This window comes from Sphingopyxis sp. 22461 (assembly GCF_052044915.1).
Classification (GTDB): Bacteria; Pseudomonadota; Alphaproteobacteria; order Sphingomonadales; family Sphingomonadaceae; genus Sphingopyxis.
In genome coordinates, this window is sequence record NZ_JBQENY010000020.1 from 22263 (window position 1) to 36530 (window position 14268).

General features: G+C 62.4%; 21 protein-coding genes. 6 read left to right on the forward strand and 15 right to left on the reverse strand.

Annotated elements, in window-relative coordinates:
• Nucleotides 1–18 precede the first annotated feature (18 nt).
• The 9 genes from ahpC to ACTJI5_RS22655 all read right to left on the reverse strand — a co-directional run bounded on the left by ahpC (nt 19) and on the right by ACTJI5_RS22655 (nt 5621).
• A complete protein-coding gene (gene ahpC / locus ACTJI5_RS22615) occupies nt 19–582 on the reverse strand; it encodes an alkyl hydroperoxide reductase subunit C (protein WP_062185594.1) in 564 nt (187 codons plus the stop codon).
• Nucleotides 583–724: 142 nt separating this feature from the next.
• On the reverse strand, nt 725–1018 hold the full coding sequence (locus ACTJI5_RS22620) for a hypothetical protein (protein ID WP_056369387.1): 294 nt from the start codon (nt 1016–1018) through the stop codon (nt 725–727).
• Nucleotides 1019–1189: 171 nt separating this feature from the next.
• A complete protein-coding gene (locus ACTJI5_RS22625) occupies nt 1190–1459 on the reverse strand; it encodes a hypothetical protein (protein WP_056369389.1) in 270 nt (89 codons plus the stop codon).
• A 201-nt stretch (nt 1460–1660) separates the two neighbouring features.
• Nucleotides 1661–2218: a hypothetical protein gene (locus ACTJI5_RS22630; protein ID WP_056369390.1), complete on the reverse strand. Its 558-nt coding sequence runs from the start codon at nt 2216–2218 to the stop codon at nt 1661–1663.
• A gap of 36 nt (nt 2219–2254) precedes the next feature.
• Nucleotides 2255–2863, reverse strand: a complete 609-nt coding sequence (locus tag ACTJI5_RS22635; RefSeq protein WP_152682487.1) for an NADH dehydrogenase ubiquinone Fe-S protein 4 — start codon at nt 2861–2863, stop codon at nt 2255–2257.
• Nucleotides 2778–3293, reverse strand: a complete 516-nt coding sequence (locus tag ACTJI5_RS22640; protein WP_440861927.1) for an Hsp20/alpha crystallin family protein — start codon at nt 3291–3293, stop codon at nt 2778–2780. The genes ACTJI5_RS22635 and ACTJI5_RS22640 overlap by 86 nt, the downstream gene beginning before the upstream one ends.
• 74 nt (nt 3294–3367) lie before the next feature.
• Nucleotides 3368–3847, reverse strand: a complete 480-nt coding sequence (locus ACTJI5_RS22645) for an Hsp20 family protein (protein ID WP_062185590.1) — start codon at nt 3845–3847, stop codon at nt 3368–3370.
• Between the two features lie 204 nt (nt 3848–4051).
• Nucleotides 4052–5116, reverse strand: coding sequence for a calcium:proton antiporter (locus ACTJI5_RS22650; protein ID WP_056369396.1), 1065 nt, complete (start codon nt 5114–5116; stop codon nt 4052–4054).
• Nucleotides 5117–5252: 136 nt separating this feature from the next.
• Nucleotides 5253–5621, reverse strand: a complete 369-nt coding sequence (locus ACTJI5_RS22655) for a hypothetical protein (protein WP_062185588.1) — start codon at nt 5619–5621, stop codon at nt 5253–5255.
• A gap of 210 nt (nt 5622–5831) precedes the next feature.
• Between ACTJI5_RS22655 and ACTJI5_RS22660 the strand changes: the two genes are divergently transcribed.
• On the forward strand, nt 5832–6527 hold the full coding sequence (locus tag ACTJI5_RS22660; RefSeq protein ID WP_238586767.1) for an arsinothricin resistance N-acetyltransferase ArsN1 family B: 696 nt from the start codon (nt 5832–5834) through the stop codon (nt 6525–6527).
• Nucleotides 6528–6614: 87 nt separating this feature from the next.
• Here ACTJI5_RS22660 and arsH read toward each other — a convergent pair whose 3' ends face one another.
• The 4 genes from arsH to ACTJI5_RS22680 are packed head-to-tail and all read right to left on the reverse strand — an operon-like array spanning nt 6615 to nt 9224.
• Nucleotides 6615–7370 carry an arsenical resistance protein ArsH gene (gene arsH / locus ACTJI5_RS22665; protein ID WP_336444417.1) on the reverse strand — a complete coding sequence of 252 codons (756 nt, stop codon included), beginning with the start codon at nt 7368–7370 and terminating at the stop codon, nt 6615–6617.
• 5 nt (nt 7371–7375) lie between these two features.
• Nucleotides 7376–8443 (reverse strand): ACR3 family arsenite efflux transporter, encoded by a 1068-nt coding sequence (arsB, locus tag ACTJI5_RS22670; RefSeq protein ID WP_062186929.1) that lies wholly within the window; start codon nt 8441–8443, stop codon nt 7376–7378.
• A gap of 10 nt (nt 8444–8453) precedes the next feature.
• Nucleotides 8454–8882 (reverse strand): arsenate reductase (glutaredoxin), encoded by a 429-nt coding sequence (gene arsC / locus ACTJI5_RS22675; RefSeq protein WP_440861928.1) that lies wholly within the window; start codon nt 8880–8882, stop codon nt 8454–8456.
• A 12-nt stretch (nt 8883–8894) separates the two neighbouring features.
• Entirely contained in the window at nt 8895–9224 is a 330-nt protein-coding gene (locus ACTJI5_RS22680) for an ArsR/SmtB family transcription factor (RefSeq protein ID WP_058538767.1), read from the reverse strand.
• Between the two features lie 435 nt (nt 9225–9659).
• On the opposite strand from ACTJI5_RS22680, the gene ACTJI5_RS22685 reads away from it, so the two are divergent.
• Nucleotides 9660–10034, forward strand: coding sequence for a glycine zipper 2TM domain-containing protein (locus ACTJI5_RS22685; RefSeq protein WP_058538768.1), 375 nt, complete (start codon nt 9660–9662; stop codon nt 10032–10034).
• An 89-nt stretch (nt 10035–10123) separates the two neighbouring features.
• Here ACTJI5_RS22685 and ACTJI5_RS22690 read toward each other — a convergent pair whose 3' ends face one another.
• Nucleotides 10124–10405 carry a DUF1153 domain-containing protein gene (locus tag ACTJI5_RS22690; RefSeq protein ID WP_440861929.1) on the reverse strand — a complete coding sequence of 94 codons (282 nt, stop codon included), beginning with the start codon at nt 10403–10405 and terminating at the stop codon, nt 10124–10126.
• A gap of 263 nt (nt 10406–10668) precedes the next feature.
• Here ACTJI5_RS22690 and ACTJI5_RS22695 point away from each other — a divergent pair, with 263 nt between their 5' ends.
• Entirely contained in the window at nt 10669–11103 is a 435-nt protein-coding gene (locus tag ACTJI5_RS22695) for a hypothetical protein (protein ID WP_440861930.1), read from the forward strand.
• Nucleotides 11104–11284: 181 nt separating this feature from the next.
• On the opposite strand, the gene ACTJI5_RS22700 is transcribed toward ACTJI5_RS22695, so the two are convergent.
• The gene (locus ACTJI5_RS22700) at nt 11285–11788 is read right to left on the reverse strand and encodes a DUF983 domain-containing protein (protein ID WP_336444415.1); all 504 of its coding nucleotides are present in this window, start codon (nt 11786–11788) and stop codon (nt 11285–11287) included.
• Between the two features lie 149 nt (nt 11789–11937).
• Here ACTJI5_RS22700 and ACTJI5_RS22705 point away from each other — a divergent pair, with 149 nt between their 5' ends.
• The 3 genes from ACTJI5_RS22705 to ACTJI5_RS22715 form a co-directional block, all read left to right on the forward strand.
• Nucleotides 11938–12258, forward strand: a complete 321-nt coding sequence (locus ACTJI5_RS22705) for a helix-turn-helix domain-containing protein (RefSeq protein ID WP_062186927.1) — start codon at nt 11938–11940, stop codon at nt 12256–12258.
• Nucleotides 12255–13916, forward strand: coding sequence for a SulP family inorganic anion transporter (locus ACTJI5_RS22710; protein WP_152682485.1), 1662 nt, complete (start codon nt 12255–12257; stop codon nt 13914–13916). Before ACTJI5_RS22705 ends, ACTJI5_RS22710 begins: the two co-directional genes overlap by 4 nt.
• 95 nt (nt 13917–14011) lie before the next feature.
• Nucleotides 14012–14268 (forward strand): PhnA domain-containing protein (locus ACTJI5_RS22715; protein WP_440861931.1); only part of this gene is annotated, 257 nt, incomplete at its 3' end.

Below are 14268 nucleotides of genomic sequence, written 5' to 3' on the forward strand. Positions count from 1 at the left end.
CGGTCCTCGCAAATCGGCTTAGATCTTGCCGACGAGTTCGATCGAGGGAGCCAGCGTTTCGGCGCCTTCTTCCCACTTCGCCGGGCAGACCTGGCCGGGGTTGGCGCGGACATAGACTGCAGCCTTGATCTTGCGGACGAGTTCCTCGGCATTGCGGCCGACGCCTTCGCTGGTGATTTCCATCACCTGGATCACGCCGTCGGGATCGACAACGAAGGTCGCGCGGTCGGCGAGGCCCGAATCTTCACGCAGCACGCCGAAATTGTTGGCGAGGACGTGGTTCTGGTCGCCGAGCATGTGATAGTTGATCTTCCCGATCGCGGGCGAGCTGTCGTGCCAGGCCTTGTGGCTGAAATGCGTGTCGGTCGACACCGAATAGACCTCGACGCCGAGGCCCTGAAGCGTGGCATACTGATCCGCGAGGTCTTCGAGCTCGGTCGGGCAGACGAAGGTAAAGTCGGCCGGATAGAAGAAGAAAACCGCCCACTTGCCTTTGGTGTCGGCGTCCGTCACGGGGACGAACTTGCCCTGGTAGTATGAGGTGGCGTTGAACGGCTTGATCGAGCTTCCGATGATACCCATGGGAGAGTGTTTCCTTTGTTTGCTGCACTGCAAAACGATTTGCAGAGGCGCATCTATGCACTCCGTCCCGGCGGCTCAATTCCAATTTTTCGGGTACAGTAATCGTCTCGGTCGATTAAAATGAGAGCTAAATTTCAACCGTTCAGCGAGAAGCTCGCCGCAAGCCGCACAGCATCTCGATCACCTCGGAGTCGAATGCGTCGGGGGCATGTGGCGCGATTTTGCGAAAGCGGCTCGCGCAATAGGCTGCGCGCGGCCCCAGTTCCGCAACATCTCTGAAGTTCAGCGCCGTCCCGGCATTCCCCCCGGCAAGGTCGGGCATGTTAGCGAGCACGGCGCGGACAGTGAAAATCGCTCCGGGACGAACCTGGGAGGGGTAGCAGTCGTGCCGGCTGACGCACAGCGCCAAGTCATCCACTCGCCAATCGTCCGTCATAATCAACCTCGTGGTTGTTACGCAGCATCTGCCAGAGGTTATCATATTTGAAGAGCAGTGACGAATCGCTTGCGCCATTGAAGGAATCCAGGGGGCGAGAGGAATGAGGACCGGTAGCAATCGGTCCAGATCAACATAGGCTTCCCGCCGCTGCGGCCGAGCGAAGGAACACTACCGTTCAAATGCCACTGATTCGGAGACTTCTAAAGGCGGATCGCACATCGCTGACAGCGCGCCAGAGCGGAATCCGGGAAGGCCCTTCAGGTGCTCGATCAGCAATTCCCATCCAACCAGCGCTTCATCGAACGTCCAGACTTTTCCGGCGACCCTGACGTCGCAACAGACCAGGTCGGTTGTGAGTTCGTCGCGCTTATAGAAGGTAACCTTCTGCACATCTGTGATGGGGAGCCGGGAAAGAAGCTCTGCGTCGATACAGGTCATGGGAACATGCCTCAAGATTCGCCCGCCGGGCTAAGTTTCGGGTTTCGAGAAACTGCGCCGCCCGATTGGGCAAGCCCGTGAGCGGCGGGTAAAATAAAACGCGTTTCCGTCGTCTCATGTTCCATTTTTTACGGCGCAAAAGAGAACAAAAGCCCAAAGGGGGAGCAGCGCGTGATGCGCCGCTCCGCGCTCCCGGTGGCTCTAGGTCGTGTATTGCGCCGGGTGTTCGATCGCGACCTCGGTCTCTTCGGCGGTCGGGTCCGACAACATGCCCCCGCAGTCGCCGGAGCTCCTCGACACGACCTTGGGCTTCTGTCCGGACCCGTGCGAAGTGACCTCGACGCTGCGGCTGCAGGTTCCCGCTCCGCTGCTGGTCGCTACGTAACGATAGCTTACGGTTCCGGCCGGCAGCGAGCCGAGGCTGGCGAGGTTGATCTCTCCGAGCGGATTCGGCTGAGATTGCAGCGCGAGCATATGCCGCATCATCATGTCGCTTTGCCGGTTCATTGCCGCCGCGATCCGGTCGAACATCGCGAAGGGGGCCGCGTCGAACGGGTCGATCCACTGGACCGGAACGAAGCGTGCCGCGGGCGCCACGACAACCTTCGGCGCGATCTCGCCTCGATATTCGATCCGCGCGATCGAGCCATCGGGCAGACCGACCTTCATCACACGGGTTTCGGCAGGTGCCGCCAACGCCGTGCCTGCGGCTGCAAGAGCCGCGACACCGGCGAAGACGGCCGTACGGATTTTACGCATCAATCGTCCTCCTCTGTTGATGATGGAAGCCAAAATCTATCCTGCGAAACTGAATGCAGAATGACTCGCCGCGTCCGGCCTGGCCTGTGTTTCGCGGTGCGCGCCGATCGGATAATCGCCGCAGCGCAAAGCGTGCGGACCAGTTGGCGAGCAACAAAGCCGGGGCGGCGCTTCGCTAGTCAAGCAGGGCATGGCTGGCCGGCGTACTTCAGACGAGCCCCGTATCTCGAACGGGATAGTCGCTCGCCGGCAGTAAAGCTCGGCCGCATCGCGGTTCGCGAAGCGAAGTTCGATCTGTCCGAGGGGATCGCCGCCGCCGGTCCATCCGGTCAGCGGATCGGCCCGTGGAACCCAGCGCGGGCCGAAGCGCAACCGCCACAGTCCGGCATGCGCGCGGCCCGACTGGTTTACACGAAGGGGCACAGGCTCGATAATCGCCCATGCATCGGGCGGCAACATGCTGGCGCGATGGCCGACCGATGCACAATTATCATTTGCCGGCGAGGGGGGCGACGCGCCCCCGTAGCCCGGCCCGGGACCGAAGTCCCGGACCTGCCCGTCACGCCGCCTGTCCATTGATCGGGATACGGCGGACATTTTCGTTCGCCGCCTCCGCCTTCGGCAGGGTGACCGTGAGCACGCCATTTCTGAAGGTCGCGCTCGCCTTTTCGCGTTCGACACCGCGCGGGAGACCGATCCGCCGCTCGAAGCGGCCGTAGCTGCGTTCGCTATAGCCGCGGTCCTTGTCTTCGACTTCGGACTTCTTCTCGCCGCGAAGCGTCAGCACGCCTTCCTCGACACTGATGTCGACATCCTTCTCGTCCAGCCCGGGGAGCTCGGCGACGATGCGGACCTCCTTGTCGGTCTCGCCGAACTCGAGGTTCGGCCACGCGGGTTCGCGGCCGAGACCGCCGAACGACGACAGGCCGAAGCCGCGAAAGACATCGTCGAACAGCCGGTTGACGTCGCGGTGAAGCGAGAGGAGCGGATGATCGCCCCGCCCCTGCTCGGCGCGCACCGCGACGGGGAGCCGGTTCTCCTGCCGGCTCCAGGGAATCAGATCACGAATAGACATGATGTCATCTCCTTTCTGGCTAGAGGGTTCAGCAAGGCTCGCCGCCGTCATCGGCGGCGAGCCGGTGGCCTCGATCAGGCCGATTCGCGGTCTTTCTCCCGCGGGGCTGCGAGGCGATCCTGGGCGGGCGAGCTGCCGCCGATCTCGATCTTGCGCGGCTTCATCGCCTCGGGGACGACGCGCTGCAGATCGATCCGCAGCAGACCATTGTCGAAACCGGCGGATTCGACTTCGACATAGTCGGCAAGCTGGAAGCGCCGTTCAAAGGGGCGAGCCGCGATCCCGCGGTGGAGATACTGCTCCTCGTCCTTCTCTTCGCCGCGCTTGCCGCTGATGGTGAGCTGGTTCTGCTGGGCGACCACCTCGATATCCTCGGGGCGGAAGCCCGCCACCGCTAGCGTGATGCGATAGCTGTCCTCGCCCCGCCGCGAGAGGTCGAAGGGCGGATAGCCTTCGCTGCCGTCGCCGCGCTGATCGGTCTCGAGGAGATCGAACAGGCGGTCGAAACCGACCGTGGAGCGCCGGAAAGGCGCAAAATCAAAGCTGCTTCTCATTTTCCAAATCCTCCTAAGTGAGCAATTTGGGCATGAGACGCGCCGGAGAGAGCCGGCGCTCTCATTTGACCCACCGGGCCCGGTTTCGGCGCCCGGCGATAAAAAGCTAGGAAGCGCCAAATCACTTTCAAGAGCTTTTTGCTTCGCCACTGCTTCGGCCCGTCGCATCATCAGACTTTGCCCGGCACGGCGAACTCAGGACGATCAGGAAAAGACCGTCGTAAAAATATAGGCGGCCAACAGTACGAGATGCACGGCGCCCTGCAAAATCGTGGTTCGTCCGGTTCCGAAAGATAAAATCGCGACGCCAAGCGAGAGCGCCAGAAGTGTCATGCCCTTGGGGTCGAGGCCGAGGGATAGCGGCCAGCCCATGACGAGTGCCGCAATCGCTACCGTCGGGATCGTAAGGCCGATTGTCGCAAGCGCCGATCCCAGCGCAAGGTTGAGACTTGTCTGGAGGCGGTCGCGCCGCGCAGCGCGCAATGCCGCAAGACTTTCCGGAGCGAGAACGAGCGCGGCGACGGCAATGCCGACAAGCGCGCGCGGCAATGCGGCGGCAGCGATCGCTGTTTCGAACGGTTTGGAGAGGCTTTTGGCGAGGAAGACAACGCTCACCAACGCGAGCAGAAGAAGGCCAAGCGATAGTGCCGCCGCGCGCGAGCTGGGTGGCGAAGCATGCGCATCGCCGGCCAGCGCGCCTACGCCTTCAGGCAGGAAATAGTCGCGATGGCGGATGGTCTGGACAAACACGAAGGTTGCGTAGAGCAGCGTCGACACGATCGCGGTAAATATAAGCTGCGCGGCGGAATAAGAGGGCGAGGCTGCGTTCGCGCTCACACTCGGCAGAACAAGTACCAGCGTTGCCATCGCCGCCAGCACGCAGAGCGCGGCGTTGACTCCTTCGAGCACGAAACGCTGCTCGCCGTGCCGAATGCCGCCGACCAACAGGCATCCGCCGACAACGCCGTTGAGGATAAGCATGATTGCGGCAAACACCGTATCGCGCGGCAAGGCCGGATTCGCCGACCCGCTCAGCATCATGGACAGAATCAGCGAAGCCTCGATAATGGTGACCGCGCCTGCGAGGATCAGCGTGCCGAACGGTTCTCCTACCCGGTGGGCGACGACCTCGCCATGATGGACCGTCGCGAGGATGCAGCCGACAAGGATCGCGCTTGTTCCGGCAAGAGCGATACCGTCCGTTTGTGCCGGATGCAGCAGAAGTGCTACCAGGCCTGCAACAGGCATCCACCGGGGCCAGCTCGACATCACCGCAGCCGAAAGGGACTGGATTCTCATGACGCGCCTTTCTGAAACAGGCCGGCGCGCGAAAGTCAAACGTGCAACTCCGGTTCTCCTGGACCGGCCGAGTTCGGACAGAATTAAGCCCCTCTAGGGGTGCCGATCAGAAGTCGCAGGCCGGTATCTGCTTCGCGTCGCGCTCGGCGACGAGGGTCCGCACCTCGGTTTCCAGCTCGAAGCGCGCCGATCTGAAGTCGTCGTCGTGAATCGCGCCGCGGTCGTAGTCGCGTTGCAGCCGGTCGCGATCTCTTGCCCGTTTTGCGAGTTCGCCGTCGATCCGGGATCGGCGCCGTTCGCTCTCGGCGCGCAGTTTCTCGATTTCCGGCAGGGCCTTCTTCCGCCAGGCGGGATCGGTCGCACGGGCCATCTCACCCTCAGAATCGGCGAAAATCTCGAAGCAGGCCTGGTTAGGTGTTTCGGATGCTTCGGAAACGGACGGCGCGATCAGCGCGACAGCAAGGAGAAGGGGCATGAGCGTTGGATAGCAAATGGCATTCCCGGTTTCTACCGGGGCATATGGCGCCGAGATGATTACGCCGTGCGACTTTGCTCGCACTTCACGGCGATTGGTACCCGAGATCTCAAAGCGATCATCCTGACCGTTTGGAGAGCAGGTTTCGCACCTTCGTCGGAAGGGCACTGCAATCGTTCGCTTTGCGCCGTCCGCATGCGATCCTGGCGAATGTCGGCTACCTCGGATTGGCGGCCGGAAGCTGCCGGTCAGAAATCGGCCAATCCTGCATGGGACCAGATCTGCGGCGAATGGCCGGAGTGGGCGGCTTCCGTACAGGCAGCCTCCGCGCTCCTCACAGGCTTAAGTGGACGCAGTGCCTTGATTGCCGGGACGTGGCGGGCCAGTCTGATTAAATTCTGCTTCGGAGGTGGTGCAAACATGCATGTGCGTCAAATAACGATGGGGGACGCGCCAGCGGTTCAAGTAATTTACGCACCCTATGTAACTGCCACCACCATCTCGTTCGAGGAAGTCCCGCCTGATATTATGGAGATTGAAAGGCGCATCGCCGCTATTCTGCCGCGCTATCCCTATCTGGTAGCCGAAGTGGATGGGCGGGTCGTCGGTTATGCCTACGCCAGCGAACATAGGGCGCGCGCCGCATACCGGACATCTGTCGATGTAGCAGTCTATGTGGCGCCTGGCGCGCAACGGCGCGGTGTAGCGCGAAGTCTATACTCGCGCCTGCTGGCTGACGCGGCAAGCTTGGGCTATCACGCGGCTTTTGCTGGCATCGCACTCCCAAACGACGCAAGCGTCGGGCTGCACGAAACCATGGGCTTCGAGCCGGTGGGCATCTACCGTGAGGTCGGGCGAAAATTCGATGCTTGGCACGACGTCGGTTGGTGGCAACGACTGCTGTGAGCGATGTAGAAGTGCCAAGGCATCGCTGAAGCGATTTTACTCATATCGAAGTGTGGGCAATGGGCGGAAACTGGTCCCGATGGCTCTTCAGCGCCCCGGCAACCGGGCTAGTTCAGCCGGCGTGGCAGTTGGTTTCTTGCGGTCCTTGCGCTCGGAATAGCGGTCGACGAGCTGGTCCGCATGACCGCGTGTCAGCACGGTGAAGCGCACCAACTCCTCTGCGACGTCGACGATACGGTCGTAGTAGCTCGAGGGCAGCATCCGGCCGGCCTCGTCGAACTCCTGATAGGCCTTCGCGACGCTCGACTGGTTGGGAATGGTGATCATCCGCATCCAGCGGCCAAGGACGCGCAGCGTGTTGACGCTGTTGAACGATTGCGATCCTGCCGACACCTGCATCACGGCCAGCGTGCGGCCCTGCGTCGGGCGAAGGCCCTTGTAGGCGAGGGGGAGATGGTCGACCTGTGCCTTCATGATTCCGGTAATCTGGCCATGGCGTTCGGGGCTGCACCAGACCTGGCCTTCGGACCAGATCGAATGCTGCCGCAGCTCCTCGACCGCGGGGTGGTCGTCGTCGGCGATCTGATCGGGCAAGGGGAGGTCAGACGGATCGAAGATGCGTGTCTCGCAGCCGAAGAGCTGGAGCAGGCGCGCCGTCTCTTCCACGACGAGGCGCGAATAGGAGCGTTCGCGTAAAGACCCGTAGAGGAGGAGGATGCGCGGCGCCGGATCGAGCGGGCCGAGGCCGAGGGCGGGTTGCGCGCGGAGATATTCGGGGCTGAGCGCCGGCAGACGGTCGGGATCGGTAAGCGTGCGCAGGCGATTATGGGTCTGTTCTGTCATGATACTCAGGATTGTGAAGGAACGGTCGAGGGAAACCAGCGGCGTCCGAGGCGGAAAGCGACGCCGACGAGGAGAATGAGGATGGGAACCTCGACGAGCGGCCCGATCACGGCGGCGAAGGCGACCGGCGAAGCGAGCCCGAAGGCCGCGATGGCCACCGCGATAGCGAGCTCGAAATTATTGCCTGCGGCGGTGAAGGCGACCGCGGTGGTGCGCGGATAGTCCGCCTCGATGAGCTTGCCCATCCAGAAGCTGATGAGGAATTGGACGACGAAGTAGATAGTGAGCGGGATCGCGATCCGCACGACGTCGGCAGGGATGGTGACGATCTCGCCGCCCTTGAGGCTGAACATCGCGACGATCGTGAACAGCAGCGCGACGAGCGTGATCGGGCCGATCCTGGGCAGGAAGCGCGTCTCGTACCACTCGTCTCCCTTCGCCTTCGTGAGAAAGCGGCGGGTGAGGTAGCCGGCAATGAAGGGAATGCCGAGATAGATGAGAACCGCTTCGGCGATCGTCCAGAAGCTCACGTCGATGACGCTGCCTTCGAGCCCGAACAGCGGCGGCAGGACGGTCAGGAAGAACCAGGCGTAGATGCTGAAGAAGAGGATCTGGAAGATCGAATTGAAGGCGACGAGCGCCGCGACATATTGATTGTCGCCCTTCGCGAGCTGGTTCCAGACGATCACCATTGCGATGCAGCGCGCGAGGCCGATCAGGATCAGGCCTGTCATATATTCGGGCTTGTCCGAGAGGAAGATGACCGCGAGCGCGAACATCAACGCCGGGCCGATGATCCAGTTTTGGATCAGCGAAATCGCCAGAACGCGTTTGTCCTCGAACACGCGCGGCAGCTCGTCGTAACGCACGCGGGCAAGCGGCGGATACATCATCAATATGAGGCCGATTGCGATCGGGATGTTCGTCGTTCCGATCGACATGGCGTCGATCGCGGCGGGCAGCCCCTTGAAGGCCGACCCGAGCAACACGCCGAGGCCCATGGCAAGAAAAATCCAGAGTGTCAGATAGCGGTCGAGGAACGACAGGCGTTCGCGTTTGGCGGCAGTGGTCAAGATGCCGGCCTCATCCCTGGACGCGATTGCCAGCGGCATCGACGACCCGTTCGCCATCTTCCTTGGAGAAGGCTCCAAGCTGCTGTGCGGGCAGGATGTCGAGCACGGCTTCAGACGGGCGGCAGAGCCTGACCCCGAGCGGCGACACGACGAGCGGGCGGTTGATGAGGACGGGATGCTCCATCATCGCATCGAACAGGATGTCATCGCTCAGGCTTTCGTTTCCGAGGCCGAGGTCTGCATAAGGCGTGCCCTTCTCGCGGAGCAATTCGCGTGGCTTGATTCCCGCCCGGTCGATCAGTTGTTCGAGCAGTGCACGAGCCGGCGGCGTTTTTAGATATTCGACGACATGCGGCTCGATCCCGGAATTCCGGATCAGCGCGAGCGTGTTGCGTGACGTGCCGCAGTCGGGATTGTGGTAGATGATGATGTCGGTCACACGCCGGTTCCTTCAGCAGCAGGTGAGTTCGGCCAGAAGCGGTTCGCACAGCTCGGGGCGGCTTTGGCAACAGTCCTTCGCAAGGAAGAGCATCAGTTCTCGGAGCGTATCGATATCGGCTCGCTGTATCTGCTGCCGCCCGAGTTTCTCGGATTTTACGAGACCGGCTTTCGCGAGCACAGCGAGATGCGTCGAGAAGGTGCTCTGCGTGAGACCCGACGCGTCAACAAGTTCACCGGTCGATAGACCCTCCGGCTCATGCCGGACAAGAAAGCGGAAGGCTTCGAGACGTGTCGGATGGGCGAGAGCGGCGAGAGCGGGAAGCGCGGAATCGATATTCATACATCGGAATTATCCGATGCGTTGACGCTCGTCAATTCCTATCGGAAATATCCGATGAATTTAGCCGAGTGTCCGCTATTACCCCACTCGTTGGCTAATAGCGGACAGTATCCAACCGGCCACTTTGGTCTTCAAATCGCCAATCTTTGGACGCCAAAAAAGACGCCCGCGCGGCCGAAACCGTGCGGGCGTCAGATGAAGATCTCGGTTTCCTGAAAGGACGAGGTCTCCTGGGTCGCACGGCGCATATAATGTTGCGGGCCGGGTGATAATTGTACCGCTGCGCCAAAAAAGATGCCTTGGCGCGCATTGGACGTCGACCGCAGGTTGGTTCAAATAGGACCCGTTCTGCAATCGGCCGAGCCATGGCGGGTTGTTCAGCCGGGGTTCGGCTGCGCGCCGCTACGTCCGGTCCATGATTGAAGGAGACGGGTCATGAAAAAATATATCGCCGCCGCGGTCCTCGCTGCGCTCGCCGTTCCCGCCGGCCCGGCGCTGGCGGATCCGCCGCCCTGGGCGCCGGCGCACGGCAAGCGCGCCAAGGATCGTGGTCTTTATGACGGATATGGGCGCTATTACGAGCCTCGCCGCATTTCGCACAACGACCGTATTTGGCGGAGCAAGGATGGCCGCTACCACTGCCGCCGCGAGAATGGCACGACCGGATTGATCATTGGCGCCGCCGTCGGTGCGCTCGTCGGGCGCGAACTCGATGGCGGGCGTGATCGCACGGTCGGCACGATCATCGGCGCGGCCGGCGGCGGGCTGCTCGGGCGGGCTATCGATCGCGGCGAACTGAAATGCCGCTGATGTGAAAGGACGGCGCGAGAGGGACCAGTCTGCTCGCGCCGTCCCCTTGGACACCGCACGCAGTGGGGGTGCGGGCGGTGACGAAAAATCTATTCGACAGTCAGATCCGGCAGGCGACGTGCCTTCGTCGCGCGCAGCCCGGGTATGCCCGCCCGGTCGATGGTGCGGCGCCACGATTCCAGTTCTTCGCCGCTGAGGCGGTATCTTGCGCAGGCGTCGGCCAGCCCGATCAGCCCGCCATCGATCGCGGCAAGCAACTCCGCCTTGCGGCGCGCGACCCAATAGCCTGCCGTCGATGAAGGCAGATCGTCGATTGTCAGCGGCCCGACCGGCCCGGCGACCGATGTCGGCCTCGTCGTAAATTCGAGCACTGCGAACTCTCCATTCGCTCGGCTGCTGCCGTATGAGTGCCCCCCGCGGCAAAGATGCGGTTTTGAGGTTAACAAAAGGTTGCGGAGGGGCATGGGATGCGCCCAACCGTTCGTCGCTCATGGGACGCGACGGGCCAATTTATGTGCGGGAGGGCGAGCCGCCTGCGGTCCTCTCAACGATTGCCGCTATTGCCAGGCCGGGCGGAATGCTGCAGCATTTTTCCATTAAGAGGGGGAAACTTATGCGAAATGCGAATATTTTTATGGCGTTGGCGCTGGTGGCATCGCCGGCTCAGGCTCAGACGGTGCCGGACCTGCCAGCCAATCCGCTGAAGGCGATCGACGGCGAATGGTATGGCGTCGACCACAAGATCAAGTTGTCCGTGGCAAATGGCGTGGTAATGATCGTGGAGAACGACACCGCTGATCCCTACCTCAAGAAGATCGCGGCACCTGCTGGAACCGTCATCGCTCGCATCACGGGCATGGAATCGACCGGACCCAAGTCGGCGCGGTTCGTCGGCCAATGCCTCGAACTGATCGACACCTCGCGGTCCGACACGATCGCGTGCCCCGGTCACGCTTTCGTGCAGTCGGCGGCCTACGACGGCAAGCCCGGATTGAAGATCAATTTCTGGACCGCCGCTTTTCTTCGCAAGGGCAATATTCCCGAGTATCAATGGCAATATCGGAAGTGACTGACCAACGAGCGGAGCAATAATTTCCGGCAGCAAAATCAGGGGCCGCTTGGGCCAGATCCGATGTGATAGCAGCCCGTCCGCTATCAGCCACTAGCCGCGCTGTCGCGGTTCGGATGCCGCGCGGAGGTTCCAAATCCCGCCCGATGGGCCATGATCGGGGCAGGCCCACCGATAACCTTCATTTGTCGCGACCGGTATTTTCCGGAGCGCGTCGTTCCGTGGTGAATCCGTGCATGCCGAACCACCACTGCAATGCGATTATCGCGCCCTTGGCGGGTTGAAGGAACCCGATCATCAAAACGAGCATGGCGGTCACGATTATCGCGGCCAATGCGATGAGCGACAGCTTCGTGTCCTGAACGAGTGCAATGATGATCGGCGCCATAATATGCCCCGTCAGGAGGATCGCGATATAAGCCGGGAAATCGTCGGCTTGCTGATGCGTCCAGTCTTGCGCGCACGCGGAGCAAATAAGGACGGGTTTGAGAAAGCGATGAAATAGCTTCGCTTCGTTGCAGCGGGGACAGCGACCGCGCGCGCCGCGGAGCATCGCTTTCCAGGCCGAGGCAGGAAGCTCCGCGCTTTCCGTCTTAGGATTCCCGTGATTGGCGGAGATCGGTAATTTTCGGGCGTTGTCCGCACGATAAGAGCGATCCAGAGGCGTTTGCATGAAATCGGGCATCAGCCGCCTCCTGCGCGAAGGTGGGAGCAGCGAGCGGCTCCCGCCAAAGCAAGCATATTCGATATAATGGCGAGCATGATGTATATATACAGCATCGATCCGTAATGTTAAGATTGATAAATGATGTATGAAACATCATTGGAGTCGATATGATCACATCGCAGCAGATGCGCGCGGCGCGCGCGCTCCTCGGGATCGACCAGCGCGAGCTTGCCGAACTCGCGGGTCTCTCGCTTCCGACGATCCAGCGCATGGAGGCGTCGAACGGCCAGGTCCGCGGTGTCGTCGATACGCTGGTGAAGGTGATTACGGCGCTGGAAAGCGCCGGCATCGAACTGGTCGGCGAATATTCATCGAGTGTCGGATCCGGGCGCGGCGTGCGGCTTCGCGAGCCCGCCGACGCCGATCCCAAGGCGCCCGGCCGCGCGCTTCTGTCCGCCAAATTTCCGAGCCGGCCCGCAATCCGGTGAAGTCCGAGGCCTATACGCCGAAGCTCTTCACGGTCTTTCGCGAGGGTTATTCCGTCGCCACATTTCGCGCCGATGCGATCGCGGGTCTGACAGTTGCCATCGTCGCGTTGCCGCTTGCCATGGCACTCGGTATCGCCAGCGGCGCCTCGCCCGACAAGGGGCTGATTACAGCCGTCGTCGCGGGTTTCCTGATCTCGGCGCTCGGCGGATCGCGCGTGCAGGTGGGCGGGCCGACCGGCGCCTTCGTCGTCGTGATCTTCAACGTCATCGCGAGCCACGGCTATGACGGCCTGTTGATCGCGACCTTGCTCGCCGGGCTCATCCTCATCGCGGCGGGACTGCTCCGTTTCGGCCAGATGATCAAATATATCCCGCATCCGGTGGTGACCGGCTTCACCGCGGGGATCGCGGTCATCATCGCCTCGAGCCAGGTCAAGGATTTCCTCGGCCTCGCCATCGACAAGGTGCCCGCCGACTTCCTCCCCAAGTGGCAGGCTTATCTGGGGGCGCTGCCCAGCGCGAACTGGGCCGCGATCGGAATCGGCGGCGGCGCGCTGGCGATCATTATCGCGCTCCGCAAATTCGCGCCGCGGCTGCCGGGCTTCCTGATCGCGGTGGTCGTGACCTCGCTCGCCGTCCCGCTTCTGAACCTGCCGGTCGACACGATCGGATCGCGCTTTCCCGACATTCCGGCGGGCCTTCCGTTGCCCTCGTTTCCCGACATCTCGCTCGTCAAGATCAATGCCGTCCTGCCGTCGGCCTTCACGATCGCCTTTCTCGCCGGGATCGAGGCGCTGCTGTCCGCAGTCGTCGCCGACGGCATGGCCGGTACGCGGCATCGTTCGAACCAGGAACTGGTCGGGCAGGGCGTCGCCAACCTCGGTTCGGCGCTGTTCGGCGGCCTCCCGGCCACCGGAGCGATTGCGCGCACCGCGACCAATATCCGGTCGGGTGCGAAGACGCCCGTCGCGGGCATGATGCACGCGGCCTTTCTGCTCGTCTTCATCCTCTTCGGCACGGACCTGATGGCCTATGTGCCGATGGCGGCGCTCGCCGCGATCCTGTTCATGGTCGCCTGGGGCATGAGCGAGTATCAGCGCTTCCTCGCGCTGCTGCGGATGCCGAACAGCGACCGGGCGGTGCTGCTCATCACCTTCGGATTGACAGTCCTCGTCGATCTGACGGTGGCGATCGCGGTCGGGGTGACGCTCGCGTCGCTGCTTTTCATGGCGCGTATGGCCGAAGCGGTCGAGGTCGATCGAAGCGGGCGGCGCGACGCCGAACTCGATGCCGAAGATCTCGACCAGCGCGATGACCTGCCGCCGGGCGTCGAGGTGTTCCGGATCGCCGGTCCCTTCTTTTTCGGGGTCGCGGGTGAGCTGCTCGACACGCTGCGCCGCGTCGGGCAGTCGCCGCGCGTCATCATCTTGCGCATGCGGCTCGTACCGCTCCTCGATGCGAGCGGCGCGCAGGCACTTGAGGAATTTGTCGAACAGGCCCGGCTGGCGGGCGCGCGGGTGATTGTCTCGGGGGTGCAGCCCCAGCCGCGGGCGATGCTCGGGCGGATCGGCCTTGGCGAAGCGGCGGGCCGCATCGCCTATGCGGCCGATTATGCGGGCGCGCAGGCGCTTGCGATCGATCTCGCGGGTGCGAAATGACAGCGGCCCCTGTGAGCGGCAGGCCATTCGCACGCGCCGTTTCTCGATCGGCCGGCGGCCGGGAAACCCAATTCTGACCAAGTCTGGAGAATGAAATGAGTGACAGTGACGACTATGCCTATGACGAGGAAAGCGGCGAGTGGATGCCGGCGTCGGAGCTTGCGGAACGCAAGGCCGCGGCCTCGCAGGTCGAGGTTCGCGACGCGGTCGGGAACCTGCTCGAGGATGGCGACAGCGTCGCACTGATCAAGGATCTCGAGGTCAAGGGGGCCGGCAAGACGCTCAAGGTGGGGACGGTCATCAAGTCGATCCGCCTGACGGGCGATCCGCAGGAGATCGATTGCCGTCACGA

Coding starts and splice junctions, on each gene's coding strand:
- ahpC (WP_062185594.1), bottom strand. CDS start 582: ATGGGTATCATCGGAAGCTCGATCAAGCCGTTCAACGCCACCTCATAC.
- ACTJI5_RS22620 (WP_056369387.1), bottom strand. CDS start 1,018: ATGACGGACGATTGGCGAGTGGATGACTTGGCGCTGTGCGTCAGCCGG.
- ACTJI5_RS22625 (WP_056369389.1), bottom strand. CDS start 1,459: ATGACCTGTATCGACGCAGAGCTTCTTTCCCGGCTCCCCATCACAGAT.
- ACTJI5_RS22630 (WP_056369390.1), bottom strand. CDS start 2,218: ATGCGTAAAATCCGTACGGCCGTCTTCGCCGGTGTCGCGGCTCTTGCA.
- ACTJI5_RS22635 (WP_152682487.1), bottom strand. CDS start 2,863: ATGGCGTGCTCACGGTCACCCTGCCGAAGGCGGAGGCGGCGAACGAAA.
- ACTJI5_RS22640 (WP_440861927.1), bottom strand. CDS start 3,293: ATGTCTATTCGTGATCTGATTCCCTGGAGCCGGCAGGAGAACCGGCTC.
- ACTJI5_RS22645 (WP_062185590.1), bottom strand. CDS start 3,847: ATGAGAAGCAGCTTTGATTTTGCGCCTTTCCGGCGCTCCACGGTCGGT.
- ACTJI5_RS22650 (WP_056369396.1), bottom strand. CDS start 5,116: ATGTCGAGCTGGCCCCGGTGGATGCCTGTTGCAGGCCTGGTAGCACTT.
- ACTJI5_RS22655 (WP_062185588.1), bottom strand. CDS start 5,621: ATGCCCCTTCTCCTTGCTGTCGCGCTGATCGCGCCGTCCGTTTCCGAA.
- ACTJI5_RS22660 (WP_238586767.1), top strand. CDS start 5,832: ATGTCGGCTACCTCGGATTGGCGGCCGGAAGCTGCCGGTCAGAAATCG.
- arsH (WP_336444417.1), bottom strand. CDS start 7,370: ATGACAGAACAGACCCATAATCGCCTGCGCACGCTTACCGATCCCGAC.
- ACTJI5_RS22680 (WP_058538767.1), bottom strand. CDS start 9,224: ATGAATATCGATTCCGCGCTTCCCGCTCTCGCCGCTCTCGCCCATCCG.
- ACTJI5_RS22685 (WP_058538768.1), top strand. CDS start 9,660: ATGAAAAAATATATCGCCGCCGCGGTCCTCGCTGCGCTCGCCGTTCCC.
- ACTJI5_RS22695 (WP_440861930.1), top strand. CDS start 10,669: ATGGCGTTGGCGCTGGTGGCATCGCCGGCTCAGGCTCAGACGGTGCCG.
- ACTJI5_RS22700 (WP_336444415.1), bottom strand. CDS start 11,788: ATGCCCGATTTCATGCAAACGCCTCTGGATCGCTCTTATCGTGCGGAC.
- ACTJI5_RS22705 (WP_062186927.1), top strand. CDS start 11,938: ATGATCACATCGCAGCAGATGCGCGCGGCGCGCGCGCTCCTCGGGATC.